Below are 21,707 nucleotides of genomic sequence, written 5' to 3' on the forward strand. Positions count from 1 at the left end.
ATGAACGGACGCACACCCCTATGGCAAACGCGCGAGGCGTCGGTATTCGGCGATCCCTGGTTTGTCTTTAAATTTGGGCCGTTGGGGTATTGGGTGCCTGTGAAATGGCAGGGCTATCTCGTCCTTCTGGTTCAGATTGGTATTTTCATTCTGTTGAATCAAAATCCCCTGTTCAAACACCTGCTGGCCCCGTGGGATGGATATCTCAGGGGCGGTATCGTGGGCGTGTTTTTGGTCCTGATTGCCTTGTCGCTGCTCAAGACGCGCTGGCGTTAAACTCCCTCCTTCCTACGTAGTGGGGAGGTGGCGCGCCGAAGGCGTGACGGAGGGGTATAGCGCCATAGTTAACCCAAAGCGCGGCGGTCGGATATTCGGTGTCGGACCCCTCCGTCATTCTCGCTAAAGCTCGAATGCCACCTCCCCACTGCGTAGGGAGGAGGGAGTCATATCTTGATCGGCACGTCGGGCAGCTCCTTGAGGGTGATGGCGTCCGGCGGAAAGTGCGCGTTCTTCACTCCCAGAACGTAATGTCCTTAACCGTGCAATCGGACTTCCTGATTTTGACGATGGGGCCGCCGCCCATCGCATCTTCCGGCAAGAGGTAAAACACCTCAACAATCGTCAGGCGATTTTTGTGCGCCATGGTCCGGGCATCCAAAGGATAGTTAGGGCTGTGCTTGATAATTTCGGCTCTGGCGATTGCGTAATAATCGCACTTCGGGCTGCTCTCGGTATTTCCGGCATGAGCGCAGGATGCCAATCCTACCGAGCCGCACATAAGCATAAGCCATTTCAGAGTGCGGTTCATTCAGGTGAGGCCTTAAATTTCGATTAGCACATCGGGCAGTTCGTTGAGATTGACCGCATCCGGCGGGAAGTGCGCGCTTAAGGTCGTGCCGCACTTGGCCACGGCTTCTTCGAAACCAGTGGTCAGGTCGTTGGTCTTGATGTGCTCGATCAGCACGGCGACCGTCTCGTTCCACACGCTCTTGTCGACGCGCGAATAAATGCCTTCGTCGGCGATGACGTCAACGAAGTGTTCCTCCAGCGCGCAGAAGATCATGACCCCAGTGCGTCCGGCGGTCAGGTGCAGACCGCGGGCCAGAAACTGCTCCATCGCCTTCTTGTGCGCACGGCGGCGGGTGATGAATCGCGGCGTCAGCCACAGTTTCACCTTGGGCAGCGACACCACGAGATATACCGCTGCGAACAGAATAAGCTGCATCAGGGCATAGAAGATAATCGCTTCGGCCGCCATCAATTCACCCGTGACATTAGGTGCATTCCACCCGGCGACGGCGCTCAGGACCGGTCCCAGCCAGTCGTGCGGCCATACGCCCAGCCCCAGCAAAATGAGCGGCAGGATAAAGGCTGTACCCGCCGCCCACATCAGCGGCGTTTCGGGATAGTCGAGAGCGCGTTTCTTGATAACGCAGGTGATCTCGCCGGAGGTATGTTCTTCGGCGCGGGCGATGGCGGCATTGATGCGCGCGTGGTCGATGTTCAAGGCCATGTGCTTACCAACTTCCTGAAGAGCCGCCGCCGCCGAAGCCGCCACCACCGCCACTGAATCCACCGCCGCCGAAACCGCCGCCGCCTCCGCCGCTCCAGCCACCGCCACCGCCGCCCCGGAACAGGGCGTCGAGGAGGATGAACGGCAGCCAACCGCGGGCGAACAGTATGATGAACAGGATGACGATGATCACGACCCAGGCCGGAATGCGCTGTTGCTTGCCATGCTGCGCCGGTTCGGCGGCCGCCTGTGCCTTCTGGATCGCCGTGCCGCGATCCTGCGCCAGTTGCGCGATGATCAGGTCAGTGCCGCTGACAATACCAGCTTGATAGTCGCCGTCGCGGAACGACGGCAGAATACCGTTCTGGATGATCAGCGAGCTATAGGCGTCGGTCAGGACCGGTTCGAGGCCGTAGCCGACCTCGATGCGCACCTTGCGCTCATTCGGCGCGACGATGAGGATGACGCCATTGTTTTTGAACTGACCTAAGGCTTCTGAGCCTGATGTGGCCGAGGCCTGTGCCGTCTTCTGACCGATACCCCAGTGGCGCCCCAACTGATAGCCGTAGTCGGCGATCTCGTAATCATTCAGGCTGTTGAGCGTGACGACGACGACCTGATCGGTGGTGGCGTCCTCAAGCGCTTTGAGCTTGGCCGTAAGGGCGGCCTCGACCTCGGGCGTCAGCAGATTGGCCTGATCGATGACGCGTCCGGTCAAGGCGGGGAACTGCGGCTCGGCTGCGTGCGATACCGACAGGAACGCGATCAGAAGCGTAGCGACCATAAGGCCGAAAAGGCCCGCTTTGGACCACAGCGAACGCTCTGGCGATGGGACGGCCCTCATATTCACAGCCGTGTCTCCTTATAGTCGCGCGCCATGGCGTGATTTTCCCTGAGGGTTTCGATAATGGCATTGCTGCCGGAGAGAATACCGTTTTCGTACTGGTTTTGCTGGAAAAGAGGAAGCACATCCACTTGCAGTATGGCGTCGGCCTTTTCATTGCTGATGATCTTTTCGAGCCCCCGACCGACCTCGATACGCACTCTTTTCTCTTGGGGTGCCACAAGCAGAATGACGCCGTTGTCCTTGTGCAAATGACCGTAGGCATCGCGAACCTTGCCGGATTGTCCGATGCCCCAGCGATTGGCCAGGGCGAGGCTAAAATCCGCGATATCTTGTTCGTTGAGGCTGTTGACGGTCACTACGACGACCTGATCGCTGGTTTCCGTTTCAAGCGCTTTCAGTTTCTGGTCGAGCCCCTTTTCCGCCTGTGGCGACAACAAACCGGCCTCGTCCACGACCCGCCCCGTCAATTTTGGGAAAGTGGCTGGCGATGCACTGCACGCCCACAGGGCCAGACAGGATAATAGCAAAACCGCCCATGCGGCCCTGATCTTCAGAATGGGAAGAGACAGGGACATGGGCGGTCTTTTCAGTTGATATTACTGCGAAGCAGCGGTGTCAGATTTGGTGTCGCTTTGGGGGGCGACGCCCGAAAAATCGACCTTGGGGGCCTGATCAGAACCCGGCGCGGCCTTGAAATATTCCATCGGCTTGGAACCCGAATGGATGGTTCCGGCCAGGATATTCTGCGGGAACGAGCGCAGGGTGGTGTTATAGGTCTGGGCCGAGGCGTTATAGTCCTTGCGCGCGATGGCGATGCGGTTTTCCGTGCCTTCGAGCTGCGATTGCAAGGTGATGAAGCCCTGCTGGCTCTTGAGCTCAGGATATTTTTCGACCACGACCATCAGGCGGCCCAGCGCCGAGGACATGCCGTCCTGCGCCTGCTGGAACTGCTGGAACTTGGCCGGATCGCTGATGGTGGAGGCATCGACATTGACGCTGGTCGCCTTGGCGCGCGCCTCGACGACTTCGGTCAGCGTGCCGCGTTCGGCGATCGCCGCGCCCTGAACCGTGGCGACCAGATTACCGACCAGATCGCTGCGGCGCTGATACTGGTTCTGGACCTCGGACCACGAGGCCTTGGCGGCTTCTTCCTGGGTCGGGATGCGGTTGACGTCGCAGGCGACCAGAGACAGGGCCACGCCGGCAACGGCCAGCAGACCGGTAATACGCTTAAGGTTCATCGCAATGAAGCTCCCTCGAATGGGTGCGCCGTCGCCTGCCATCAGGCGCTTCAGGGCTGCACACAGACCCTATACATAGGATAAAATCCGCCTGTGCAAAAGAGGCGATGAGGATTACTTATTCGACAGAATGGGAATTGTACCGGATGAACGTCGCGGCTGAGACACGCAAACGATTTCTGAGCTTGGGGCGGTCGCTGACGCGCTGGCCTGACCTGCGGGCGTGGGCGCTATGTGGGCTGATCGGGATCGGCGTGGCCGCCACAGTGTCAGTGGCCGGTTTCGTCTCAGGCATCCTGAAATGGCAGCCTGTGGCTGGTAACTTGCCTCTGTTGTTTCTGAGCGTGTTAATGGTTCCGGCCTTCACGGAGGAACTGTTTTTTCGCGGTCTGCTGGTGCCGGATCGCGATGAGACGCAACGCCCCATGATCGTCATAGCTGGCGGACTGGTGATGTTCGTGCTGTGGCATATCGCCGAAGCGAAACTGTTTCTTCCGGGCGCGACCCTGTTTCTCAAGCCCGCCTTTTTACTATGTGCGGGCCTGATCGGACTGGGGTGCGCGCTATTGCGATATTGTACAGGCTCACTGTGGCCCGCCGTGGTGTTCCACGCCGGGCTGGTCTGGGCATGGAAAGCCTATCTGGGCGGGCCGTCTCTGGCCGACCTGATGGGTTAGGCCACCGTTTCGACCAGCGACTTCTGCATCACGTAATTGGTCAGGTCGTAGCCGCCGACGCGGGTCGGCACCTCCTTGTCGAAGCTGAAACCCGATTTCAGCGAAAATCCCATGCCGTGGTCATGGTCCTTCGGCACGATCAGCGACAGGGTGCGGGCGTCGTCGAAATGGTCGAGCGCGGACTGCATCATCGCCTTGCCGATCCCGGCGCCGCGATAGTCCGCCAGAACATAGACCTTGTATATGCTGACGTGACGCTGTTCGGCACTGGCCGACAGGAAGCCGACCGGCTTGCCATGCACCTCGGCCAACCAGTAGACGTGGCCGCGCGTCTCCATGTCTTCTTCGAGGGTGTCGAGGTCGAACAGGTCGCTGAGGATGGCGTCCATCTGCACCGGCGACACGACGCTGCGGTACAGACGCGGCCAGATGAGCATGGCCAGTTCGCGCACGATCGGCAGTTCATCGACGCTGATGCGGCGGATTTTCGCGGTATGGGACATGGCGGACCTCCGGGTTGGGGCAAGTAGCGGCATGGTCGATCCGGAGCGCCATTCTGACGTCTTCCAGGGCATTTCCTCAGGGGCCATCGGGACATGGCCTGTTAATAAGTTGCCACAGAAATCACGAAAGTCGATCTTTTATTTCAACCCTTGTCACTTTTCGTGAGCGACTGCCTCAGGTCCAGATTCATGATGTAGTCTTCGAAACGGTACGGTCCCATCTGCACGGGCACCTTGGCTTCGACAGTGAATCCGCGCGATTGATAAAAGGCAATGGCCGGGGCGTTGAGCGAATAGACATAGAGCGAGAGGGTTTTCGCGCCGGTGAAATGCGTACGCACGGTTTGCATCAGGGCCTTGCCGAGACCGCGTCCGCGCATGCTGTCGAGCGTGTAGAGCTTCTTCAGCCACAATCGGTCGCCGTCGGTAAAACCGGACACGTACCCGGCGTCCTCGCCATCGACCTGCGCCAGCCAATAGACGTGGCCGCGCTGCTCGACATCGGCGCGCAGGGTGTCGGGCGCGTAGATTTCAGCGACCATGTGCGGGATGCGGTCGGCGTCGATGATCCCGGCAAAGCATTCCGGCCAGATGCGTTCGGCCAGGGCGGTCACACGGGGCAGGTCGGCGGTGTCGATGCGGGTAATGGTGAAGGTCATGCCGGTCTTATAGCCAAAAAAAGACGCCTAAGGCCAGGGGGAGGGCCTTAAGCGTCTGGTCTTCAGCCGAACCGTTCAGGGGGGGACGTCAGCCCGGCTGGTAAGGTGTATGTAGGGGCTCGTTTTCGGATTTCCAGATCACCGGCTGTGAAAACGACGCATCGAGCGGTGCGACAGGCTGACGCAGGTTCGAGAAGTGGAAATCGGACGGTCGCACCTCATTCCACGACACCTTGCCGTCGGCCGCGCCTTCGATGCGGATGCCGACGGCCTTGGCGACCTCGGTGCGCAGACCCGGCAAGCGGGCGCGTTCGGCAAGCGTGAAACCGTCGCTGAGATAGTTCAGTTCCTTCGGCCATTCGTCCGCCTTGCCGTCGCGCAGGATGATACCGAAATGTTTCCACACATAGGCGCGCGGCAGGTCCTTCGGCAGGCCGCCGCCGGTCTCGTAAAGTTCGCCCATCATGAAGAAGGCGTCCGGCATGCCCTGACCGGCCAGACCGGAAAGAATTTTGGTGCAGCCGGGGATATCCTGTTTCAGGCCCTGACCGCGGCAGGCCATGCCGGCCATGCGCACCAGCGACTGAGCGTGCTTCTGCTTGACGGCGATGGCATAGTGCTGGAGCGCGGCGATGTAATCGATCGTCGTGCCGCGGCCCAGTTCGTGCATCATCCCGGCATAGAAATGGCCCCATACGCTGCCGTTTTCGGCGGCTTTTTCGGCCCATTGGAACGCCTTGGTGTAGTCTGTGATACCCAGATTGCCGAAGTAGTAATAGGCGGCCAGCGACTGCTGCGCGCGAATGTCACCCAGGGTCGCTGCCGCTTCCATCAGGACCAGACCCTTGGCGATATCCTTTTCCACGCCGATCCCGTCGATATAGCTGCGCCCCAACAGCATGATCGACTGCGGATCCTTGAGGTCGGCGCCCTTGCGGAACCATTTGACGGCCTCGACCGGGTCTTTGGTCACGGCCTCGCCTTCGCGATAGGCGATGCCGATGTCGGAATAGGCGCGCACGACGCCGCGTTCGGCGGCCAGCTTGTACAGGGCCATAGCGCGGCCGAAGTCCACCGGCGTGCCCTGACCCAGCGCATACATGATGGCGGCCGTATAGGTGGCCAGACCATGACCCTGATCGGCGGCGCTCTGGAACCAGCGCAGCGCCGTGAAATAGTCCTGAATCGGGCTCTCATACATATAGCTGAGGCCGAGTTGATACTGGGCGTCGGCATCGCCCTTGAAGGCGCCCTGCTGAATCTCATCGAAGGATTTCTTCGCCCAGTCGACACTGGCGGTTTTGGCGGCAGGCTTCGGCGCCTCGGCAGCGTAAGCCCCCGCCGGCACGGCAAGCGACAAGGCCAGAATGCCAAGGCCGGTTATAAGATTGCGCATGATGTCCCCCCAAAACGACCCCACCTGTCGTCTGGCGCAGCTAAACGCGCTCACCGGGCGGAGTCAAGCAAAGGCGATATAAAGGGGAATTCGTGAGGTATCGCAGGCCTCACGGGCAATCGTATCAAATTTAACGAGATTTTTTCGCAATTATGCGGCTTGTCTTGCGGATTTGCGGGATATATTCTCAATTCCATGGTCAATTCCGATAAATTTTCCGATCTCGATTCCTTCGACCGCGAACTGATCAAGGTTCTGCGCAACGATGCCCGTGCGACGGCGGCGGAACTGGGGGAAAAGGTCGGCCTCAGCCCCTCGGCCGCGCACCGTCGTGTCAAGCTGCTGGAGCAGCGCGGGATCATCGCCGGCTATCGAGCGGTCATCGCCGAAAGCGTGCAGGGCAAGCAGGGCATGGTCTTCGTACATGTCACGCTTCAGGACCAGCGGCGCGAGACCTTCGAGAAGTTCGAAAAGGCGGTGGTGCAGATCGCCGCGATCGAGGAATGCCACCTGATGTCGGGGGAGGCCGATTACCTGCTCAAGATCGTCCTGCGCGAAAGCCTGTCGTACGAGGACGTCCACCGCGACGTGCTGTCGTCCATGCCGGGGGTGTCGAAACTGGTGTCGCAGTTTTCGATCCGCACCGTGAAGATGGGTTAAATCCCCACAATAAACGCGATTTCTTCCAGATTGCTGTCTTCGTGTACCGGGTCGTTGAGGTTCATCGTCAGGCCGACGCCGATCAGGGCGCAGGCGGCCAAAGCCGCGGCCTTATAGGTCAGGCCGTAGCGCCAGTCGGTCAGGGACAGCATGAGTTCTTCGCGCCAGATATCGAGCATCGCAGGACGCACGCTTCGGGCGGTGGCGCGGGCCACGATCCGCTCGCTCAGACCCGTTGACGGCGCGGGGGCGGTCCAGACTTTCAGCTTGTTGACGAATTCATCCATGATCGGACCCTAACACAGTTTTCAGGCTTTTGCGCGCCCTGACCAGCAGGGATTCCAGCGCTTTTACATTCAGTTTCAGGCTTTGCGCCGCCTCGGCATTGCTGAAGCCCTCGAAATAACACAGGACCACGGCCATCCGCTGATTGGGCGGCAAGGTGGCCACGGCATCGCGCACGGCCTGCGCCTTTTGCCGGGTTTCCATCGCCGTATGGGCATCGGGGCTGTCGTCGCTCAGGCGTTCTGTCCAGTCCTCGATCGGCTGGCTGACCGGTTTTGCCCGTCGCAACCGGTCGAGACAAGTGCGCGTGACGATGGTGTAGAGCCAGGTCGAAAAGGCCGATTTTGCCGGATCGAAGCGTTTGGCGTGGGTCCACACCTTGGTGAAGGCTGCCTGAACCGCATCTTCGGCGTCTTCGCGGTTGAGCAGCACCCGATAGGCAACGGCATGGGCTTTGGGCATATGCAGGTCAACGAGGTGACGGAAGGCCGCGGTATCGCCCGCCGCCATGCGTCTGACCAGGTCGTTGTCTGCGGTGCGTTCCAGCATCGCGCCGTTATTGAGGCTTTGGCGGGTTTTTATCGGGACCCTTGTGAACTTCGGCGCGGATTTCTTCGCGCGACAGCTTGCCGTCCTTATTGGCGTCCAGCTTGTCGAAGCGCTCGTCGGCCTGACGGCGGAATTCGTCGCGCGACACCACGCCATCGCGGTTGGCATCGAGCTTCTCGAAAAAGCGTTGCTCGAACCGTTCGCGCAGGGCTTCGGGCGGTCGGTCTTTTTTCTGCCACGGGCCATCCGGCGTTTGTGTCGGGACGGGGTTTTGTTTCTGAGCCACAGCGGGGGCCGCCGCAACCAGCAGACCCGCGACGATCAGGGTAGTCCTGACAAAAGCAGGGGACATGAGGTATTCCTTAGGGAAGATAAGGGGGAAGGCGGTTGGGAACGCCAGCCTTCCGGTATAGGGTTTAGTTGGTCTTCGGCTTTTGCTCGCCGCCCTGACCGCCCTGGCCGCGCTGACCGCCGCCTTGAGCCATGCGGGCCTTGAAGGCCGCGACCATTTCGTCCTTCGACACCTTGCCGTCCTTGTCGGCGTCCATCTCGTCGAACATTTCCGGGCGACGGCCCTTATATTCGTCTTTCGTGATGAAGCCGTCCTTGTTGGCGTCCTGCTGGGCGAAGCGCTCTTCGGGGGTCATGCGCGGGCCTTGACCGCCACCTTGACCCATGCCGCCGCCGGGCGGCGGGGGCGGAGCGTCTTGCGCAAGGGCAGCGACCGGCGCGATGAGCAGCAGCGCCGAAGCGATAAGCAATTTTTTCATGAGAGATTCCTGGCAAGGAGTCCTGAGAGGGGATTCCGTGGGTGTTTCCAAAGTGAACGCCCGTCGCCTCAGGCAACGGTATCACTTGTACGCGCGCGCCATCGATTAACCTGCGGCAGGAACTATTTTTTCTTATACCTTGATGTTCAGGAGACGCCCGGTCATTTCGTCGCTGGTTTTCAGTACCTGAAGGCTGGCCTCGAAGGCGGTGCGCGCGTCTTTCTGCTCGACAAAGGCGCTGACCACGTCGCGGGCGCCGGACGTCGTCGCGGTCTCGCTGACGGATCTGACGGCGGCCTTGTCGAACCGCTGAGCGGCGTTGAGGGCGCCCATCGCGGCGGTGTTGAAAGCAATCATGGTACGCGATCCACTGAGTCGGCCGAGAGGGCCGGTCTGTGGATAATGCGCGCGAAAGCTTAAAAGCGTGCGTAAAGAGAGGGTTAAGGGAGGTTAACTCTAAATCATACCTCTCCGGCGTGCCGGGAAGGGGGACCGCACGACGCGCGAAGCGCTAGATGCGGTGGTGGGGTTCTTACTTTCTTAAAGCGGCGGTCGCGGAAAGTCAGAAAAACACCCCACCTTCCGGCCTTCGGCCTCCCTCCTCCCCGCACAAGTGCAGGGAGGTATAAGCGTTACGAACGCAATGTCGCCCCAGCCTTATTCGCGGCAGCGACGATCTTTTGCGACACGGCGTCAATTTCCGGCTCGGTCAGGGTCTTGTCCGTCGGTTGCAGGGTCACTTCGATGGCCAGAGACACCTGACCCTCCGGCACGCCCTGACCGCGATAGACGTCGAACACGCGGGCGTCGGTGATCAACGCCTTGTCCGCACCCTTAATCGCCTTGACCAGATCGCCCGACACGGCATTGGCGTCCATAAGGAAGGCGAAGTCGCGCGTCAGCGGCATCAGGTTCGACAGGCTCAACGCGCCCTTTGACTTGCCGCTTTTTGCCTTCGGCGAGGGCAGGAGGTCGAGGCGCACCTCGAACGCGGCATAAGCGCCATCCAGGTCCAGCGCCTTGAGCACCGACGGATGCAGTTCACCGAACTCGGCCAGAACCTGCTTAGGGCCCAGTTGCAGGCGTGCCGAACGACCCGGATGCCAGTGCGCACTGTTCGACCCCTGCACCAGTTGCAAGGACGCCACCGGCACGTTCAATTCTTCCAACAAACGCAGCAGGTCGGATTTCAGGCCGAACAGGGCGTCTTCGCCCGTTGAACCCCAGTGACGCGCCTTGTCGGGTGCGCGGAGCGCCGTGATGACCGTTTTCTGGTCGTTGGGTTCAAGCCCCTGATAGACCGGGCCGATTTCGAACAGGTACGACCCGGCAAAGCCTTTGGCCGCGTTGCGACCGGCGGCTTCAAGCAGGTTCGGCAAGGCCGACGGGCGCATGCAGTTCAGTTCCGAGGCGATCGGATTGGCCAGCAGCAGTTTATCGTCGCCACCGCCGAACAGCCTGGCCCAGTCCTGCCGCATGAACGACCAGGTCACGGCCTCGGAGTAACCGAAGGCGGCCAGCGCGCGGCGGGCAACGCGGGCCCTGGCCTGCGACGCGGTGAGGACGCCGCCGTTTTTGGGGGCTACGACCGGCAGCGGTGTCGAAGGGATGTGGTTGAAGCCGTAGATACGGGCGATTTCCTCGACCAGATCGGCCTTGCCTTCGACGTCGCGGCGGAACGACGGTACCGAGACATTGATAAACTGCTCGTAATAGCTGTCGGCGTTGAGATAGGTCTCTTCGGCCGCCGTGTGGTCTTTGATGCCGAAGCCGAGTCTGGTCAGTATGTCCTTGATCTCGTCCTGCGAGATTTTCAGGCCGGTCAGTTTCTCGACGTGATTCAACTTGAAGATGATATCCGGTCGGCCTTTCGGCGCTTCGCCCGCGACCACGATCTCCGACGGCTCGCCGCCGCACAGATCGAGGATCAGTTGCGTCGCCAGTTCAAGGCCGGGGACGACGAATTCCGGATCGACGCCGCGCGCGAAGCGGTATTGCGCGTCTGACGTGATGGTCGTGGTGCGGCCCGTCTGCGCTGTGCGGATCGGGTCGAACCATGCCGATTCAAGGAACACGTCCACGGTGTCGACGTCGACGCCGGTGGACTCGCCGCCCATGACGCCGCCGAGGCCGATAGGGCGCTCGCCATTGGCGTCGGCGATGACGCACATGTCGGGCGTCAGGCTGTAGGTCTTGCCATCGAGCGCGATCAGTTGTTCGTGCGCATGGGCGTGTTCGCCCTCTGCCTGCGCGTTGTCGTGGCCGAGGCGGGCTTCGATGACGGTGCCGACCAGCTTCGCCACATCATAGACGTGCAGCGGGCGGGCGCGGTCGAACGACATATAGTTGGTGATGTCGACCAGTGCCGAAATCGGCTTGAGGCCGATCGAGGTCAGCTTGTCCTGCAACCACTTGGGCGACGGGCCGTTTTTCACACCGCGAATGACGCGACCGGAGAACAGCGGGCAGGCATCGCCATCGACCTTGACGGTGATCGGGCAAGGGAAGGTGCCTGCGACCGGTGCGATGGCTTTCTCAGTGAACGCGCCAAGGCCTGTGGCGGCGAGGTCGCGGGCGATGCCGTGGACGCCCAGCCAGTCGGGACGGTTGGGGGTGACTTCGAAGTCGATGACGGGCTCGGTGCCGAAGACCTCGGTGACCGGCGTGCCGACGGCGAGGTCGTCGGAGAGCTCCATGATGCCGTCGGAGTCGCTGTCGAGTTCCAGCTCGGCGGCGGAACACATCATGCCGTTCGACACGACGCCGCGCACGGGCTTTTCGACCAGCGTCACACCGAGGCCGGGCACATAGGCACCGATGGGGGCATAGACAGTGGTCAGACCGGCGCGGGCATTGGGCGCGCCGCAGACGATTTCCTTGCGCCCGTCGACGGTGTCGACCTGAAGCACCTGAAGCTTGTCGGCATTGGGGTGGCGCGCGGCCTCAACGACCTTGGCGACGGTGAAGGGTTTCAGCTTCGCCGAGGGATCGGTGACGTCTTCGACCTCAAGGCCTGCGGCGGTCATGGCGGCAGCCACCGCATGGATGTCGGCGGCGGTGTCGAGGTGATCTTTGAGCCAGCTCAGGGAGAATTTCATGGCGTTTTCTTCGAAATACTCCCCCGCCACGCGGGGGAGGTGGATTTTGCGAAGTAAAAGACGGTGGGGGGCCTTTGCAAGAGCGTAAAGGCCCCCCTCTGTCACTTCGTGACATCTCCCCCGTAGCACGGGGGAGTATGAATTAGCTTAGGCCAGAAGCCGGGTTCGGGGCGTTGAAGCCGCTAAACCCGTAGTGCGAGAGCCAGCGCGTATCGGCGGCGAACATGTCGCGCAGGTCCGGCACGCCGTATTTCAGCATGGCGAGGCGATCGACGCCCATGCCCCAGGCAAAGCCCTGATATTCTTCGGGATCGAGGCCGCAGGCTTTGAGCACGTTCGGGTGGACCATGCCGCAGCCGAGCACTTCGAGCCACGAGTCGCCGGAGCCCACCTTGAGCTCGCCCTTTTCCCACGAACAGCGCACGTCCAGCTCGGCGGAGGGCTCGGTGAAGGGGAAGTGGTGCGGGCGGAACTGCGTCGTGACGTCGTTCGTCTCGAAGAAGCGCGAGATAAAGGTTTCCAGCACCCACTTCAGGTGGCCCATATGGGCACCCTTGTCGATGACGAGTCCTTCGATCTGATGGAACATCGGCGTGTGGGTCTGGTCCGAGTCGCAGCGGAAGACGCGGCCCGGTACGATCAGGCGGAACGGCGGGGTGCCCGAAATCATGGTGCGGATCTGGACCGGCGAGGTGTGGGTGCGCAGCAGCTTGCGCACGCCCTGTTCGTCAGGATTAAAGAAGAAGGTGTCGTGCATTTCGCGCGCCGGGTGCTTCTCGGGGAAGTTCAGGGCGGTGAAGTTGTGGAAATCGTCTTCGATATCCGGGCCTTCGGCGACCTCGAAGCCCATCTCGGCGAAGATGGCGACCATCTCGTCCATGACCTGCATGGTCGGGTGAACGCCGCCTTTGGGACGCGGGGCCGAGGGCAGGGAGAGGTCGATGCGCTCGGATTGCAGGCGCTTGGCCAGATGCTCGGCTTCCAGTACGTCCTTGCGGGCGTCGAGCGTCGCCTGAACGCTGTCGCGGACGGCGTTGATGGCCGCGCCGGTCGCCTTGCGCTCTTCGGGCGGCAGGGTGCCCAGCGTTTTCAGCAGGCCGGAAATGCGCCCGGTCTTGCCCAGCGCCGACACGCGCACGGCGTCGAGCGCCGCAAGGTCTTGCGCGGTCAGGATTTCGGCTTCGATTTCGGCAGCCAGGTCGGAATAGTTGCTCATCACGGATCACTTTTAACTTTGGTCGCGCCTGTTTAGTGCGCAATCGCCGTCGAGTGAAGCGTTTTCTATCTCCGCTATGCGTCAGAGAAGAGAGATAAACGAAAAACCCCGCGCTATTGCCAGCGCGGGGTTTTCTTATCGTCAGTCGCTTAAAAACTTAAGCGGCGACCGGAGCGGCGTCGAGCGCGGCGCGGACCTGATCGGCAATGGCCTTGAAGGCCACGGCGTCGTCCATCGCGATGTTCGAGAGCGACTTGCGGTCCAGTTCGATACCGGCCAGGTTCAGGCCGTGGATGAACTGCGAGTAGGTGAAGCCTTCCAGACGGGCCGCAGCGTTGATACGCTGAATCCACAGAGCGCGGAAGTTGCGCTTGTTGACGCGGCGGTCGCGGTAGGCGTATTGGCCGGCTTTATCGACGGCCGCCTTGGCGGTACGGATGGTGTTCTTGCGGCGGCCGTAAAAGCCTTTTGCCTGCTTCAGAACTTTTTTGTGACGGGCGTGGGAAACTACGCCTCTTTTAACGCGTGCCATGGTTCACGTTCTCCTTAGGCGTAGGGCATGTAGGATTTGATCTTCACGGTATCAGCCGCCGACATGACCGAGGTGCCGCGGTTCTGACGGATGTACTTGCTGTTGTGCGAGATCAGACGGTGGCGCTTACCGGCGACGCCGGCCTTTACCTTGCCCGAGGCCGTGAAACGGAAACGCTTTTTGGCGCCCGATTTGGTCTTCAGTTTTGACATTTGCTGTACGACCGGGTTAGGGTCGCCCTCTTGGAAGGGGTGAAAACCCGCCAAGGCATGTCATTGGCCCGGCGAGTCCGTAGGAAGGTGGGGCTGATACAGGAAAAGATTTATCCGTGCAAGCGGAGTCTTTACAGATATGCCTTACAGATACTCTTCCGGGCGCTGACGGGGTGACCAGCCGCAGAGCGGTTTGATCTTTCCATCGGGACTCAGTTCGTAAAGCTGGCGCGTTTCGACGGCGGACAGATCAGGTAAGGTGGCGAAATAGGCTTCGACTTCACCGGTTTCGATGCCGACAAAGCCATTGGTCAGGCTGAGCGTCAGGCGATAAAGGTAAACGCGTCCGTTCAGCTTCACAAAGCGCAGGTCATCGATCAATTCGGTATCAGGGTTTTTATCGCCCAGCGCGCGACCGTCGATGACGATTTCCCGGCCCTGAGCGCCGCTTTGCCATGAAAAAATACCGGGGATATTGCGCCGGGTCGGTTCGAAATGCAGCCGCAAATGGTCGGTCTTGTTGTCATTGTCGATATCGGCGGTAAACGTGCGGTCGATCGGCTTATCGAGGTCGAAAAGATCTATATCCTTGCCGAAATTAGAGGTTGTTCCGATCAGGACTTTGAGCGCAATCGGGTCTTCCGTTTGACGGTTCAGATCGGGCGTCAGGGCATCACAGATCGACTCCCGAATCGTATGCAGGATTAGAGCTGGTGGTGTCGCTTTTAAGGGAGCGGCATACAGCGCCTCACGCGGCTTGTCTTTCAGATCAAGCGGCGTAAGGGCGCAGTCCGGTTTCGTATCGCTATCGAAAGGGTCGCCGACGCATAGGGTCAGATTAAGCTGTTTGTTGATAATGAGCTTGACCAGAGTCTTGGTATCTCCACCCTGACAGGCCTGATAATCACCATAGGCGGCCTTATCGACGACCTTTACGCCATCGACCCAGGCGCTCAGTATCCCGTTTTCGGTCGCGCCACAGCGGTAAAAGGGGTTAGGTTCCGCACGCCAGTTGATGCGGACATGATGACCGCCGACCGTACAGGTCAGAATATTCGTATAGAGACCTTTTACGTCAGTCGTTGAAGGTTCGGTATCGACATCCAGATTGGGATTGCGCCACGCCCATTGCGCATAGCTGGCGCTGCACAGGGTCCGGCTGTCCCACTTGACGACATCGGCATGCCCGGCTGCCGGAGAGATTAATGACAGGCTGATGGCCAGCAAGAATATGAATGTGCGCATGACCTGTTCCCCTTAATGGGGCTGTAGTATAAGGCCGAAAAGCTGTGTGTCGAGTACGTGAGATGCGCGGATTTAACGTCATATTAACCGTGTTGCGGCGATTCTCCTCGCTTGGCGTCACTGGCGCACCTTCCTGTAAATCTGTGCCCAATCCTTTGTGAAAGTGGCTTGCTTATGGCTACCGGCTTTGCCCATCCGTTCACGCGTACCGACCGCTCGCCGTTGGCGATGTGGTGGTGGACGGTCGATAAACTGACACTCGCCTTCGTGATGTTGCTGATCATGGCCGGGCTGGTCTTCTCATTTTCATCGTCGCCGGTTGCCGCGCCCAAGGTCGGCATTGCCAATGAGTTCTATTTCACCCAGCGCCACTTCCTGTTTGCCGCAGCCTCGATCGGGCTGATGCTGGCCATTTCAATGTTCTCGCTCAAGGGCGTGCGCCGGGCCTCGGTCGCCATCTATGGCGGGGCGATCACCGTCATGGCGCTGTTGCCGCTAATCGGACACACCTCAAAGGGCGGTCGTCGCTGGCTCGATCTCGGCTTTTTCAGCCTCCAGCCGTCGGAATTCATCAAGCCCGCCCTGATCGTGCTGGTGTCGTGGATGTTCGCCGAAGGGCAAAAGGGCAAGGGCGTCCCCGGCGTGACCATCGCCTTCTGCCTCTACGGCCTGTGTATCGCTTTGCTGCTGATTCAGCCGGATGTGGGGCAGTCGATCCTGATCACCATCGCCTTCGGGGCCTGCTTCTATATATCGGGCGTGCCGACGCGGTGGATCGTAGGACTGTCAGGGGCCGGAGCCGCCGGTCTGGTCAGTCTCTATTTCATCCTTCCGCACTTTCGCGACCGCATCAAGGACTTCATCGACCCCGCCGGCGATCGCTTTCAGGTCGAACGCGCGGCGGCGGCGATCGCCAATGGCGGTCTGACCGGGACCGGCGTCGGCGAAGGCACCATGAAGCGCATGATCCCCGACATGCACACCGACTTCATCTATTCGGTAGCGGCGGAAGAGTATGGCCTGTGGCTGTCGCTGCTGCTGATTTCGATCTTCGCCTTCGTGGTCATTCGTGGCCTGTGGAAAGCGATGGCCATGCCGGACGCCTTCCGTCAGATCGCCACGTCGGGCCTTTACATCATGCTGGGGATGCAGGTTCTGATCAATGTCAGCGTCAATTTGCAGGTCATTCCGCCCAAGGGCATGACCCTGCCGTTCATCTCCTATGGCGGGTCGTCGCTGCTGGCCATGGGGCTGTGCATGGGGTTGATTCTGGCCCTGACGCGCAAACGCCCGGCGGAAGTCGTGCCCGACGATCACACGAAGTGGTGACAAATTCCCTCGCCCCGTTTACGGGAAGAGGGTGACGCGAAGCGTCGGGTGAGGGGCCACTTTCTTTCGTGGGACTCGCCCCTCATCCGGTCCTTCGGACCACCTTCTTCCCGCAAGCCGGGAGAAGGGAAGAATGCGAGGTCCGAATGCCCAAAACCAAGAAACCCAAACCCCGTTCCGAAACGCCGTTGGCCGTCGTCGCCGCAGGCGGAACCGGCGGGCACATGTTCCCCGCAGAGGCCTTGGCGCGGGAACTGATCTCTCGCGGCTGGCAGGTGGTGCTGGCGTCCGATGCGCGCGGCGCGGCCTATGCCGAGAAATTCCCGGCCATCGAACGTCTATCGCTGGAAGCGGCGACCTTCAAAAAAGGCGATGTCGTCGGCATGGCCAAGGCCGCGCTGAAAATCTTCGCCGGTACGCGGCAAGCGACGAAAGCCTTCAAGCGCCTCAAGCCGTGGGCGGTGATCGGTTTCGGCGGTTACCCCTCCTATCCGGCGCTGATGGCGGCGCTGGGGCGTAAAGATGTAACTCTGCTGCACGAACAGAACTCGGTGTTGGGCCGCTCCAACCGCCAGGTCTGTGCCAAGGTCGATGCGGTGGCCTGCGCGTTTCCGGTGCTGAAAATGGCCCCGGCGGCGCTCGAAGGTCAGGTGCAGGTCGTCGGCAATCCGGTTCGGCCTGATATCCGCGCCCTCTATGAGGCACCCTATCCGGCGGTCGACAAGGAGATTCGCCTGTTGATCACGGGCGGGTCGCAGGGCGCGAAGATCCTGTCCGAAACCGTGCCTCAGGCTCTGGCCTTGTTGCCGGTCAGCTTGCGTATCCTGTTGAAAGTCGAGCAGCAGACCCGCGCCGAACAGATCGAGTTCGCCACCAAAACCTATGCCGATGCGGAAATCGATGCCGAGGTCGCGCCCTTCTTCGACAATATGGCCGAGCGTCTGGGCCGCGCCCACATCGTCATCGGGCGGTCGGGGGCCTCGACCTGTTCCGAACTGGCCGTGGCGGGCAAGCCGTCGATCCTGATCCCGCTGAAAATCGCCGCCGATGACCACCAGACCCACAACGCCGCCGTCCTGAAAGAAGCCGGGGCCGCCGTAGTCCTGCGCGAAGATGATGTCACGGCGCAAAGCCTGTCCTACGCCATTCGCGGCCTGATCGAAGAGGGCGGGGCAGGGCTCAAAAAACGCTCGGATGCCGCCAAGTCGGTCGCGCGCCCGGATGCCGCCGAGCTTTTGGCCGATCTGGTCGAGCGCACGATCAAGAAAAAGGCACAGGAATAACTTTACAACATTGATTCCTGATGGTGCTGCCCTCAAATCGGATTAGATTGATGTGATTACGGGGGCCGCCATGTTCTTCAAACGCGACAAGATCGACACCGCATTCCTGCAAAAGACGCTGTTCCTGCTGATGGTGGTGGCGTTGAGCCTGCTGGCGGTCAAGTTGATCAGCCTGTGGCTGTTGGTGTTCGGTGCCATCGTCGTAGCAACCGTGTTACGCGCCACGGCGGAACCCTTCATCAAATATCTGAAGTTCAAGGAAAGCTGGGCCGTCCTGCTGGGGCTGGTGATCCTGATTCTGCTGATCGTCGGTGCCGGGTTCTTCTTCGGACGCGAGATCGTCCTGCAAACCAACAATCTGTCCGAGCAATTGCCGGTGGCCTGGGAGCGCATTCAGGCGCAGCTTCGGACATCCGATATCGGGGCCATGATCCTCGATCAGGTCAATCAACTGGGTCAGAAGGCGTCGGGCGTTCTGTCGCTGGTACCGAAGATCGCAGGGGAGGTCGCTTCATCCATTGCCAATCTGGTGGTAGTCATCGTCGCCGGTATCTTTATCGCTATGCAGCCCCTCAGCTATCGCGACGGCATCGTCCGCCTTTTTCCCAAATCGCAGAAAGACCGGGTGCGCGAAGGTCTGAACCTCAGCGGCAAGGCCCTGCGCCTGTGGCTGCTGGGCCAGTTGTTCTCGATGGTGCTGGTGGGGTCGCTGACTGCCATCGGGCTTTATGCGGCGGGCGTGCCGTCGGCAGGGGCTCTGGGGCTGATGTCGGGTCTGGCGCAATTCGTGCCGATCGTCGGGCCGGTCGTGTCGGCGGGACCCGGCCTGCTTCTGGCGGCCTCGGAAAGCTCGACGACCTTCATTGCGGCTCTGGTCATCTATATCGGTGTGTCGCAACTTGAGTCGAACGTCATCACGCCGATGGTGCAAAAGCACGTCGCCTCGATCCCGACGGTGATTACCCTGTTTGCGGTTCTGGGCTTCGGTGCTTTGCTGGGGCCTTTAGGCGTGCTGTTCGCCACGCCGCTGACGGTGGTGCTGCACACGCTGGTGATGAAGTTCTATATCGGCGAAGTGCTGGGCGACCACGGCGCCGAGGCTCAGGCGGCGGGTGAGTCGCCCAAGGGTTAGAGATGTTTGAGCGGGTCCTGCGATTGGTGCAGGACCCGCATGATCCGGATACTGCCACGCAAGCCCCTGTAATAGACTGTATGTGAGCCGTGCGTCAGACGACGAAAGCCGGGGCGTATGTGGTCGCATGGTGCACCCATCAGCGGATGATTGGCTATCGATGTAAAAGTTTCGTAGAGTTCCTGACGATAGATACGCGCCTGAGACAGGCCGAAGGTTTCGAACGTATATCGTGAAATGTCGATCAGGTCGCGGCCCGCCTGAGCGCTGAGGCTGAACTCAGGCATGGCGCTTGACGTCCTGCTGTTTCAGGTAGTTGGCTTCGGCTTCGTCCCAGATTTCATCGAAACTCTTGTCGCTGACGCCGCTCGCTTCAGCTTCGTCGAAGATGACGCGCAGACGGTCTTCAGCCTCACGCTTTTCAGCATCCCGGCGGATCAGATCGCGGAAATATTCGCTGACATTGTTATAGTCGCCGGCCTCGACGCGGGCCTGAACGGTGGCGGCCATGCGATCAGTCATAGAAATGGAAAACTTGGCCATAGCGATGCTCCTGTGAATGCCGACATAGTAGCATTAAATCCGATCTGATCGCAAATATTCCGATTATAGACTGCGCTCAAAATCCTCCGTGACAGGCGGAATCGGATGGATTAAAGCAAATATCCCTCTGTGATTTACGAAGATTCCCGCATGATTTCGCCTTCCAAGCTTCGCCCGACGCCCTTCGATCTCGGTCCCGTGCATTTCGTCGGCATCGGCGGCATCGGCATGAGCGGCATCGCCGAAATCATGATCAAGATCGGCTACAAGGTGCAGGGCTCCGACGCCAAGGCCTCCGCCAATACCGAGCGCCTGCAAAAGCTGGGCGCGACGATCTTTATCGGCCACGAAGCCGCCCACGTCACCGACGATGTCTCGGCGCTGGTCTATTCGACGGCGGTGAAGCAAGACAATCCGGAAATGGTGGCCGCGCGGTCGCGCCGCATCCCGCTGGTGCGTCGCGCCGAGATGCTGGCCGAACTGATGCGTCTGCAATTTTCGATCGCGGTCGGCGGCACCCACGGCAAGACGACGACGACCTCGATGGTGGCGGCCCTGCTCGATGCGGGCGGGCTCGATCCGACGGTGGTCAATGGCGGCATCATCAACGCCTACGGCACCAATGCCAAGGTCGGCGACGGTGACTGGATCGTGGTCGAGGCCGACGAGTCCGACGGCTCGTTCCTGCGTCTGAAATCGACGCTGGCCATCGTCACCAATATCGACGCCGAACATCTCGATCACTGGGGTGATTTCGAAGCGGTCAAAAAGGGCTTCGTCGATTTCGTCGAGAATATTCCGTTCTATGGCTTCGCCGCCGTCTGCGTCGATCATCCGGAAGTGCTGGCCCTGACCGCCAAGGTCGAGAACCGCCGCCTGATACCCTACGGTGTCTCACCTCAGGCCGAGGTCCGCTGCACCAATATTGACTTCGGCCCAGAAGGCGCGGTGTTCGATGTAGTCTTTTCGCCCACAGGCGTCGAGCCGTTTACCTGGGCCGGCCTCAAGCTGCCGATGACCGGCAACCACAATGTGTCGAACGCCACGGCGGCCATCGCCATCGCCCGCGAACTGGGCGTATCGGAAGCCGATGTGCGCAAGGGCCTCGAAGGTTTCGGCGGCGTCAAGCGTCGCTTCACCACTACGGGCGTGGTCAACGGCATCCGCGTCATCGACGACTACGGCCACCACCCGGTCGAAATCGCCGCCGTGCTCAAGGCCGCGCGTCAGGTCAGTTCCGGCCGTGTCCTCGCGGTCGTTCAGCCGCACCGTTATACGCGTTTGCGCGACCTGATGACCGAGTTTTCGACCTGCTTCCACGACGCCGACATGGTCATCGTCGCCGATGTCTATTCGGCGGGTGAACAGCCGATCGAGGGCGTCTCGAAACAGGATCTGGTCGAGGCTCTGCATCGCTTCGGTCACCGCAACGCCGTGGCGCTGGAAAGCCCGGCGGCGCTGGCGGAAATCGTCGCCGGCGAGGCCAAGTCCGGCGATATCGTCGTCCTGCTTGGCGCGGGCGACATCACGCAGTGGGCCTATGCCCTGCCGGCGCAACTAGAGAGTTTGGGATGAGCCACTATGTGGCCGAGGGCGGATGCCAGTGCGGCGCGGTGCGTTACGGCTTTACCGTAGCGCCCGGCGCGGCCAGCTTCTGCCACTGCCGTATGTGTCAGCGCGCGGTCGGCAACGTCTTCGGGGCGTTCAGCGGCGCGCACAAGGACGAATTCGCGTGGACGAAGGGCGAACCCGTTTTTTACGCGTCCTCGACGGTCGCGACGCGCGGCTTTTGCCGGGACTGCGGGACGCCGCTGAGTTTCGCTTATAATAAGGGCACGTGGTGCAATGTGACGCTGGGGTCGCTCGATGATCCGAACGCAGTGTCGTTCGATCAGCACCACGGCATCGAATCGAAATGGCCGTCGCTTAAACTGTGCGACGGTGCGCTGGAAGAACCGACGCAGCTTGATGAGCGCGCGGAGGGCTTTGTGAATTTGCAGGAGCGTTTACCCTGAGC

General features: G+C 60.6%; 28 protein-coding genes. 8 read left to right on the forward strand and 20 right to left on the reverse strand.

Going from position 1 to position 21,707, the window contains the following annotated elements:
* The gene (locus tag AEYBE204_RS28995; protein ID WP_023461987.1) at positions 1–276 is read left to right on the forward strand and encodes a hypothetical protein; all 276 of its coding nucleotides are present in this window, start codon (positions 1–3) and stop codon (positions 274–276) included.
* Positions 277–511: 235 nt separating this feature from the next.
* Here AEYBE204_RS28995 and AEYBE204_RS29000 read toward each other — a convergent pair whose 3' ends face one another.
* From AEYBE204_RS29000 to AEYBE204_RS29015, 5 genes are all read right to left on the reverse strand, one after another.
* Positions 512–808 carry a hypothetical protein gene (locus tag AEYBE204_RS29000; RefSeq protein ID WP_023461988.1) on the reverse strand — a complete coding sequence of 99 codons (297 nt, stop codon included), beginning with the start codon at positions 806–808 and terminating at the stop codon, positions 512–514.
* Positions 809–820: 12 nt separating this feature from the next.
* Positions 821–1,621, reverse strand: coding sequence for a TPM domain-containing protein (locus AEYBE204_RS29005; RefSeq protein WP_235068112.1), 801 nt, complete (start codon positions 1,619–1,621; stop codon positions 821–823).
* Entirely contained in the window at positions 1,518–2,297 is a 780-nt protein-coding gene (locus AEYBE204_RS29010) for a YgcG family protein (protein ID WP_031230334.1), read from the reverse strand. The genes AEYBE204_RS29005 and AEYBE204_RS29010 overlap by 104 nt, the downstream gene beginning before the upstream one ends.
* A gap of 62 nt (positions 2,298–2,359) precedes the next feature.
* Positions 2,360–2,812: a YgcG family protein gene (locus AEYBE204_RS0120160; protein WP_023461991.1), complete on the reverse strand. Its 453-nt coding sequence runs from the start codon at positions 2,810–2,812 to the stop codon at positions 2,360–2,362.
* A gap of 144 nt (positions 2,813–2,956) precedes the next feature.
* On the reverse strand, positions 2,957–3,601 hold the full coding sequence (locus AEYBE204_RS29015; protein ID WP_023461992.1) for a LemA family protein: 645 nt from the start codon (positions 3,599–3,601) through the stop codon (positions 2,957–2,959).
* Between the two features lie 107 nt (positions 3,602–3,708).
* On the opposite strand from AEYBE204_RS29015, the gene AEYBE204_RS29020 reads away from it, so the two are divergent.
* A complete protein-coding gene (locus tag AEYBE204_RS29020) occupies positions 3,709–4,278 on the forward strand; it encodes a type II CAAX prenyl endopeptidase Rce1 family protein (RefSeq protein ID WP_235068114.1) in 570 nt (189 codons plus the stop codon).
* Here the strand turns inward: AEYBE204_RS29020 and AEYBE204_RS29025 are convergent.
* The 3 genes from AEYBE204_RS29025 to AEYBE204_RS29035 all read right to left on the reverse strand — a co-directional run bounded on the left by AEYBE204_RS29025 (position 4,275) and on the right by AEYBE204_RS29035 (position 6,836).
* Entirely contained in the window at positions 4,275–4,781 is a 507-nt protein-coding gene (locus tag AEYBE204_RS29025) for a GNAT family N-acetyltransferase (protein WP_023461994.1), read from the reverse strand. The two genes, AEYBE204_RS29020 and AEYBE204_RS29025, sit on opposite strands and share 4 nt — an antisense overlap.
* Positions 4,782–4,924: 143 nt before the next feature.
* Positions 4,925–5,440 (reverse strand): GNAT family N-acetyltransferase, encoded by a 516-nt coding sequence (locus AEYBE204_RS29030; RefSeq protein ID WP_023461995.1) that lies wholly within the window; start codon positions 5,438–5,440, stop codon positions 4,925–4,927.
* An 88-nt stretch (positions 5,441–5,528) separates the two neighbouring features.
* Positions 5,529–6,836, reverse strand: coding sequence for a tetratricopeptide repeat protein (locus AEYBE204_RS29035; RefSeq protein WP_023461996.1), 1,308 nt, complete (start codon positions 6,834–6,836; stop codon positions 5,529–5,531).
* 195 nt (positions 6,837–7,031) lie between these two features.
* Between AEYBE204_RS29035 and AEYBE204_RS29040 the strand changes: the two genes are divergently transcribed.
* Positions 7,032–7,496, forward strand: a complete 465-nt coding sequence (locus tag AEYBE204_RS29040) for an Lrp/AsnC family transcriptional regulator (RefSeq protein WP_023461997.1) — start codon at positions 7,032–7,034, stop codon at positions 7,494–7,496.
* Here the strand turns inward: AEYBE204_RS29040 and AEYBE204_RS29045 are convergent.
* From AEYBE204_RS29045 to AEYBE204_RS29090, 10 genes are all read right to left on the reverse strand, one after another.
* On the reverse strand, positions 7,493–7,783 hold the full coding sequence (locus AEYBE204_RS29045) for a hypothetical protein (RefSeq protein ID WP_023461998.1): 291 nt from the start codon (positions 7,781–7,783) through the stop codon (positions 7,493–7,495). The genes AEYBE204_RS29040 and AEYBE204_RS29045 overlap by 4 nt on opposite strands.
* Complete coding sequence (locus AEYBE204_RS29050; RefSeq protein WP_023461999.1) at positions 7,776–8,330, reverse strand: sigma-70 family RNA polymerase sigma factor; 555 nt, start codon at positions 8,328–8,330, stop codon at positions 7,776–7,778. Before AEYBE204_RS29050 ends, AEYBE204_RS29045 begins: the two co-directional genes overlap by 8 nt.
* A gap of 7 nt (positions 8,331–8,337) precedes the next feature.
* Positions 8,338–8,682 (reverse strand): EF-hand domain-containing protein, encoded by a 345-nt coding sequence (locus tag AEYBE204_RS29055; RefSeq protein ID WP_023462000.1) that lies wholly within the window; start codon positions 8,680–8,682, stop codon positions 8,338–8,340.
* Between the two features lie 64 nt (positions 8,683–8,746).
* On the reverse strand, positions 8,747–9,100 hold the full coding sequence (locus AEYBE204_RS39480; RefSeq protein ID WP_023462001.1) for a hypothetical protein: 354 nt from the start codon (positions 9,098–9,100) through the stop codon (positions 8,747–8,749).
* A gap of 132 nt (positions 9,101–9,232) precedes the next feature.
* Positions 9,233–9,457: a hypothetical protein gene (locus AEYBE204_RS29065; RefSeq protein ID WP_023462002.1), complete on the reverse strand. Its 225-nt coding sequence runs from the start codon at positions 9,455–9,457 to the stop codon at positions 9,233–9,235.
* Between the two features lie 275 nt (positions 9,458–9,732).
* The gene (gene pheT, locus AEYBE204_RS29070; protein ID WP_023462003.1) at positions 9,733–12,198 is read right to left on the reverse strand and encodes a phenylalanine--tRNA ligase subunit beta; all 2,466 of its coding nucleotides are present in this window, start codon (positions 12,196–12,198) and stop codon (positions 9,733–9,735) included.
* A 142-nt stretch (positions 12,199–12,340) separates the two neighbouring features.
* Complete coding sequence (gene pheS / locus AEYBE204_RS29075; RefSeq protein WP_023462004.1) at positions 12,341–13,414, reverse strand: phenylalanine--tRNA ligase subunit alpha; 1,074 nt, start codon at positions 13,412–13,414, stop codon at positions 12,341–12,343.
* 157 nt (positions 13,415–13,571) lie between these two features.
* Entirely contained in the window at positions 13,572–13,946 is a 375-nt protein-coding gene (gene rplT, locus AEYBE204_RS29080; RefSeq protein WP_023462005.1) for a 50S ribosomal protein L20, read from the reverse strand.
* Positions 13,947–13,960: 14 nt separating this feature from the next.
* Positions 13,961–14,158, reverse strand: coding sequence for a 50S ribosomal protein L35 (rpmI, locus tag AEYBE204_RS29085; RefSeq protein ID WP_023462006.1), 198 nt, complete (start codon positions 14,156–14,158; stop codon positions 13,961–13,963).
* A gap of 144 nt (positions 14,159–14,302) precedes the next feature.
* Entirely contained in the window at positions 14,303–15,403 is a 1,101-nt protein-coding gene (locus AEYBE204_RS29090; RefSeq protein ID WP_023462007.1) for a hypothetical protein, read from the reverse strand.
* 174 nt (positions 15,404–15,577) lie between these two features.
* On the opposite strand from AEYBE204_RS29090, the gene AEYBE204_RS29095 reads away from it, so the two are divergent.
* The 3 genes from AEYBE204_RS29095 (at position 15,578) to AEYBE204_RS29105 (ending at position 19,147) form a co-directional block, all read left to right on the forward strand.
* Positions 15,578–16,732 carry an FtsW/RodA/SpoVE family cell cycle protein gene (locus AEYBE204_RS29095; protein ID WP_023462008.1) on the forward strand — a complete coding sequence of 385 codons (1,155 nt, stop codon included), beginning with the start codon at positions 15,578–15,580 and terminating at the stop codon, positions 16,730–16,732.
* Positions 16,733–16,878: 146 nt separating this feature from the next.
* Positions 16,879–18,015 carry an undecaprenyldiphospho-muramoylpentapeptide beta-N-acetylglucosaminyltransferase gene (murG, locus tag AEYBE204_RS29100; protein WP_023462009.1) on the forward strand — a complete coding sequence of 379 codons (1,137 nt, stop codon included), beginning with the start codon at positions 16,879–16,881 and terminating at the stop codon, positions 18,013–18,015.
* 70 nt (positions 18,016–18,085) lie between these two features.
* Complete coding sequence (locus AEYBE204_RS29105; RefSeq protein ID WP_023462010.1) at positions 18,086–19,147, forward strand: AI-2E family transporter; 1,062 nt, start codon at positions 18,086–18,088, stop codon at positions 19,145–19,147.
* Here the strand turns inward: AEYBE204_RS29105 and AEYBE204_RS29110 are convergent.
* The gene (locus tag AEYBE204_RS29110; RefSeq protein ID WP_023462011.1) at positions 19,144–19,434 is read right to left on the reverse strand and encodes a type II toxin-antitoxin system RelE/ParE family toxin; all 291 of its coding nucleotides are present in this window, start codon (positions 19,432–19,434) and stop codon (positions 19,144–19,146) included. The two genes, AEYBE204_RS29105 and AEYBE204_RS29110, sit on opposite strands and share 4 nt — an antisense overlap.
* Complete coding sequence (locus AEYBE204_RS29115) at positions 19,427–19,690, reverse strand: hypothetical protein (RefSeq protein ID WP_023462012.1); 264 nt, start codon at positions 19,688–19,690, stop codon at positions 19,427–19,429. The genes AEYBE204_RS29110 and AEYBE204_RS29115 overlap by 8 nt, the downstream gene beginning before the upstream one ends.
* Positions 19,691–19,840: 150 nt before the next feature.
* Between AEYBE204_RS29115 and murC the strand changes: the two genes are divergently transcribed.
* Both murC and AEYBE204_RS29125 read left to right on the forward strand, forming a co-directional pair.
* Positions 19,841–21,265, forward strand: coding sequence for a UDP-N-acetylmuramate--L-alanine ligase (murC, locus tag AEYBE204_RS29120; RefSeq protein WP_023462013.1), 1,425 nt, complete (start codon positions 19,841–19,843; stop codon positions 21,263–21,265).
* Complete coding sequence (locus AEYBE204_RS29125) at positions 21,262–21,705, forward strand: GFA family protein (RefSeq protein WP_023462014.1); 444 nt, start codon at positions 21,262–21,264, stop codon at positions 21,703–21,705. The genes murC and AEYBE204_RS29125 overlap by 4 nt, the downstream gene beginning before the upstream one ends.
* Positions 21,706–21,707: the final 2 nt, after the last annotated feature.

The organism is Asticcacaulis sp. YBE204, assembly GCF_000495855.1.
Taxonomy (GTDB): domain Bacteria; phylum Pseudomonadota; class Alphaproteobacteria; order Caulobacterales; family Caulobacteraceae; genus Asticcacaulis.

Bases quoted from the DNA above. Each gene is read 5' to 3' on its own strand.
- AEYBE204_RS29010 (WP_031230334.1), bottom strand. From the start codon at position 2,297: ATGGTCGCTACGCTTCTGATCGCGTTCCTGTCGGTATCGCACGCAGCC.
- AEYBE204_RS29095 (WP_023462008.1), top strand. From the start codon at position 15,578: ATGGCTACCGGCTTTGCCCATCCGTTCACGCGTACCGACCGCTCGCCG.
- pheS (WP_023462004.1), bottom strand. From the start codon at position 13,414: ATGAGCAACTATTCCGACCTGGCTGCCGAAATCGAAGCCGAAATCCTG.
- pheT (WP_023462003.1), bottom strand. From the start codon at position 12,198: ATGAAATTCTCCCTGAGCTGGCTCAAAGATCACCTCGACACCGCCGCC.
- AEYBE204_RS29125 (WP_023462014.1), top strand. From the start codon at position 21,262: ATGAGCCACTATGTGGCCGAGGGCGGATGCCAGTGCGGCGCGGTGCGT.
- AEYBE204_RS29055 (WP_023462000.1), bottom strand. From the start codon at position 8,682: ATGTCCCCTGCTTTTGTCAGGACTACCCTGATCGTCGCGGGTCTGCTG.
- AEYBE204_RS29050 (WP_023461999.1), bottom strand. From the start codon at position 8,330: ATGCTGGAACGCACCGCAGACAACGACCTGGTCAGACGCATGGCGGCG.
- AEYBE204_RS29045 (WP_023461998.1), bottom strand. From the start codon at position 7,783: ATGGATGAATTCGTCAACAAGCTGAAAGTCTGGACCGCCCCCGCGCCG.
- AEYBE204_RS29105 (WP_023462010.1), top strand. From the start codon at position 18,086: ATGTTCTTCAAACGCGACAAGATCGACACCGCATTCCTGCAAAAGACG.
- murG (WP_023462009.1), top strand. From the start codon at position 16,879: ATGCCCAAAACCAAGAAACCCAAACCCCGTTCCGAAACGCCGTTGGCC.
- rpmI (WP_023462006.1), bottom strand. From the start codon at position 14,158: ATGTCAAAACTGAAGACCAAATCGGGCGCCAAAAAGCGTTTCCGTTTC.
- AEYBE204_RS29115 (WP_023462012.1), bottom strand. From the start codon at position 19,690: ATGGCCAAGTTTTCCATTTCTATGACTGATCGCATGGCCGCCACCGTT.
- AEYBE204_RS29015 (WP_023461992.1), bottom strand. From the start codon at position 3,601: ATGAACCTTAAGCGTATTACCGGTCTGCTGGCCGTTGCCGGCGTGGCC.
- AEYBE204_RS29030 (WP_023461995.1), bottom strand. From the start codon at position 5,440: ATGACCTTCACCATTACCCGCATCGACACCGCCGACCTGCCCCGTGTG.
- AEYBE204_RS29035 (WP_023461996.1), bottom strand. From the start codon at position 6,836: ATGCGCAATCTTATAACCGGCCTTGGCATTCTGGCCTTGTCGCTTGCC.
- AEYBE204_RS29090 (WP_023462007.1), bottom strand. From the start codon at position 15,403: ATGCGCACATTCATATTCTTGCTGGCCATCAGCCTGTCATTAATCTCT.
- AEYBE204_RS29040 (WP_023461997.1), top strand. From the start codon at position 7,032: ATGGTCAATTCCGATAAATTTTCCGATCTCGATTCCTTCGACCGCGAA.
- murC (WP_023462013.1), top strand. From the start codon at position 19,841: ATGATTTCGCCTTCCAAGCTTCGCCCGACGCCCTTCGATCTCGGTCCC.
- AEYBE204_RS29000 (WP_023461988.1), bottom strand. From the start codon at position 808: ATGAACCGCACTCTGAAATGGCTTATGCTTATGTGCGGCTCGGTAGGA.
- AEYBE204_RS29020 (WP_235068114.1), top strand. From the start codon at position 3,709: ATGAGGATTACTTATTCGACAGAATGGGAATTGTACCGGATGAACGTC.
- AEYBE204_RS28995 (WP_023461987.1), top strand. From the start codon at position 1: ATGAACGGACGCACACCCCTATGGCAAACGCGCGAGGCGTCGGTATTC.
- rplT (WP_023462005.1), bottom strand. From the start codon at position 13,946: ATGGCACGCGTTAAAAGAGGCGTAGTTTCCCACGCCCGTCACAAAAAA.
- AEYBE204_RS29025 (WP_023461994.1), bottom strand. From the start codon at position 4,781: ATGTCCCATACCGCGAAAATCCGCCGCATCAGCGTCGATGAACTGCCG.
- AEYBE204_RS29065 (WP_023462002.1), bottom strand. From the start codon at position 9,457: ATGATTGCTTTCAACACCGCCGCGATGGGCGCCCTCAACGCCGCTCAG.
- AEYBE204_RS29110 (WP_023462011.1), bottom strand. From the start codon at position 19,434: ATGCCTGAGTTCAGCCTCAGCGCTCAGGCGGGCCGCGACCTGATCGAC.
- AEYBE204_RS39480 (WP_023462001.1), bottom strand. From the start codon at position 9,100: ATGAAAAAATTGCTTATCGCTTCGGCGCTGCTGCTCATCGCGCCGGTC.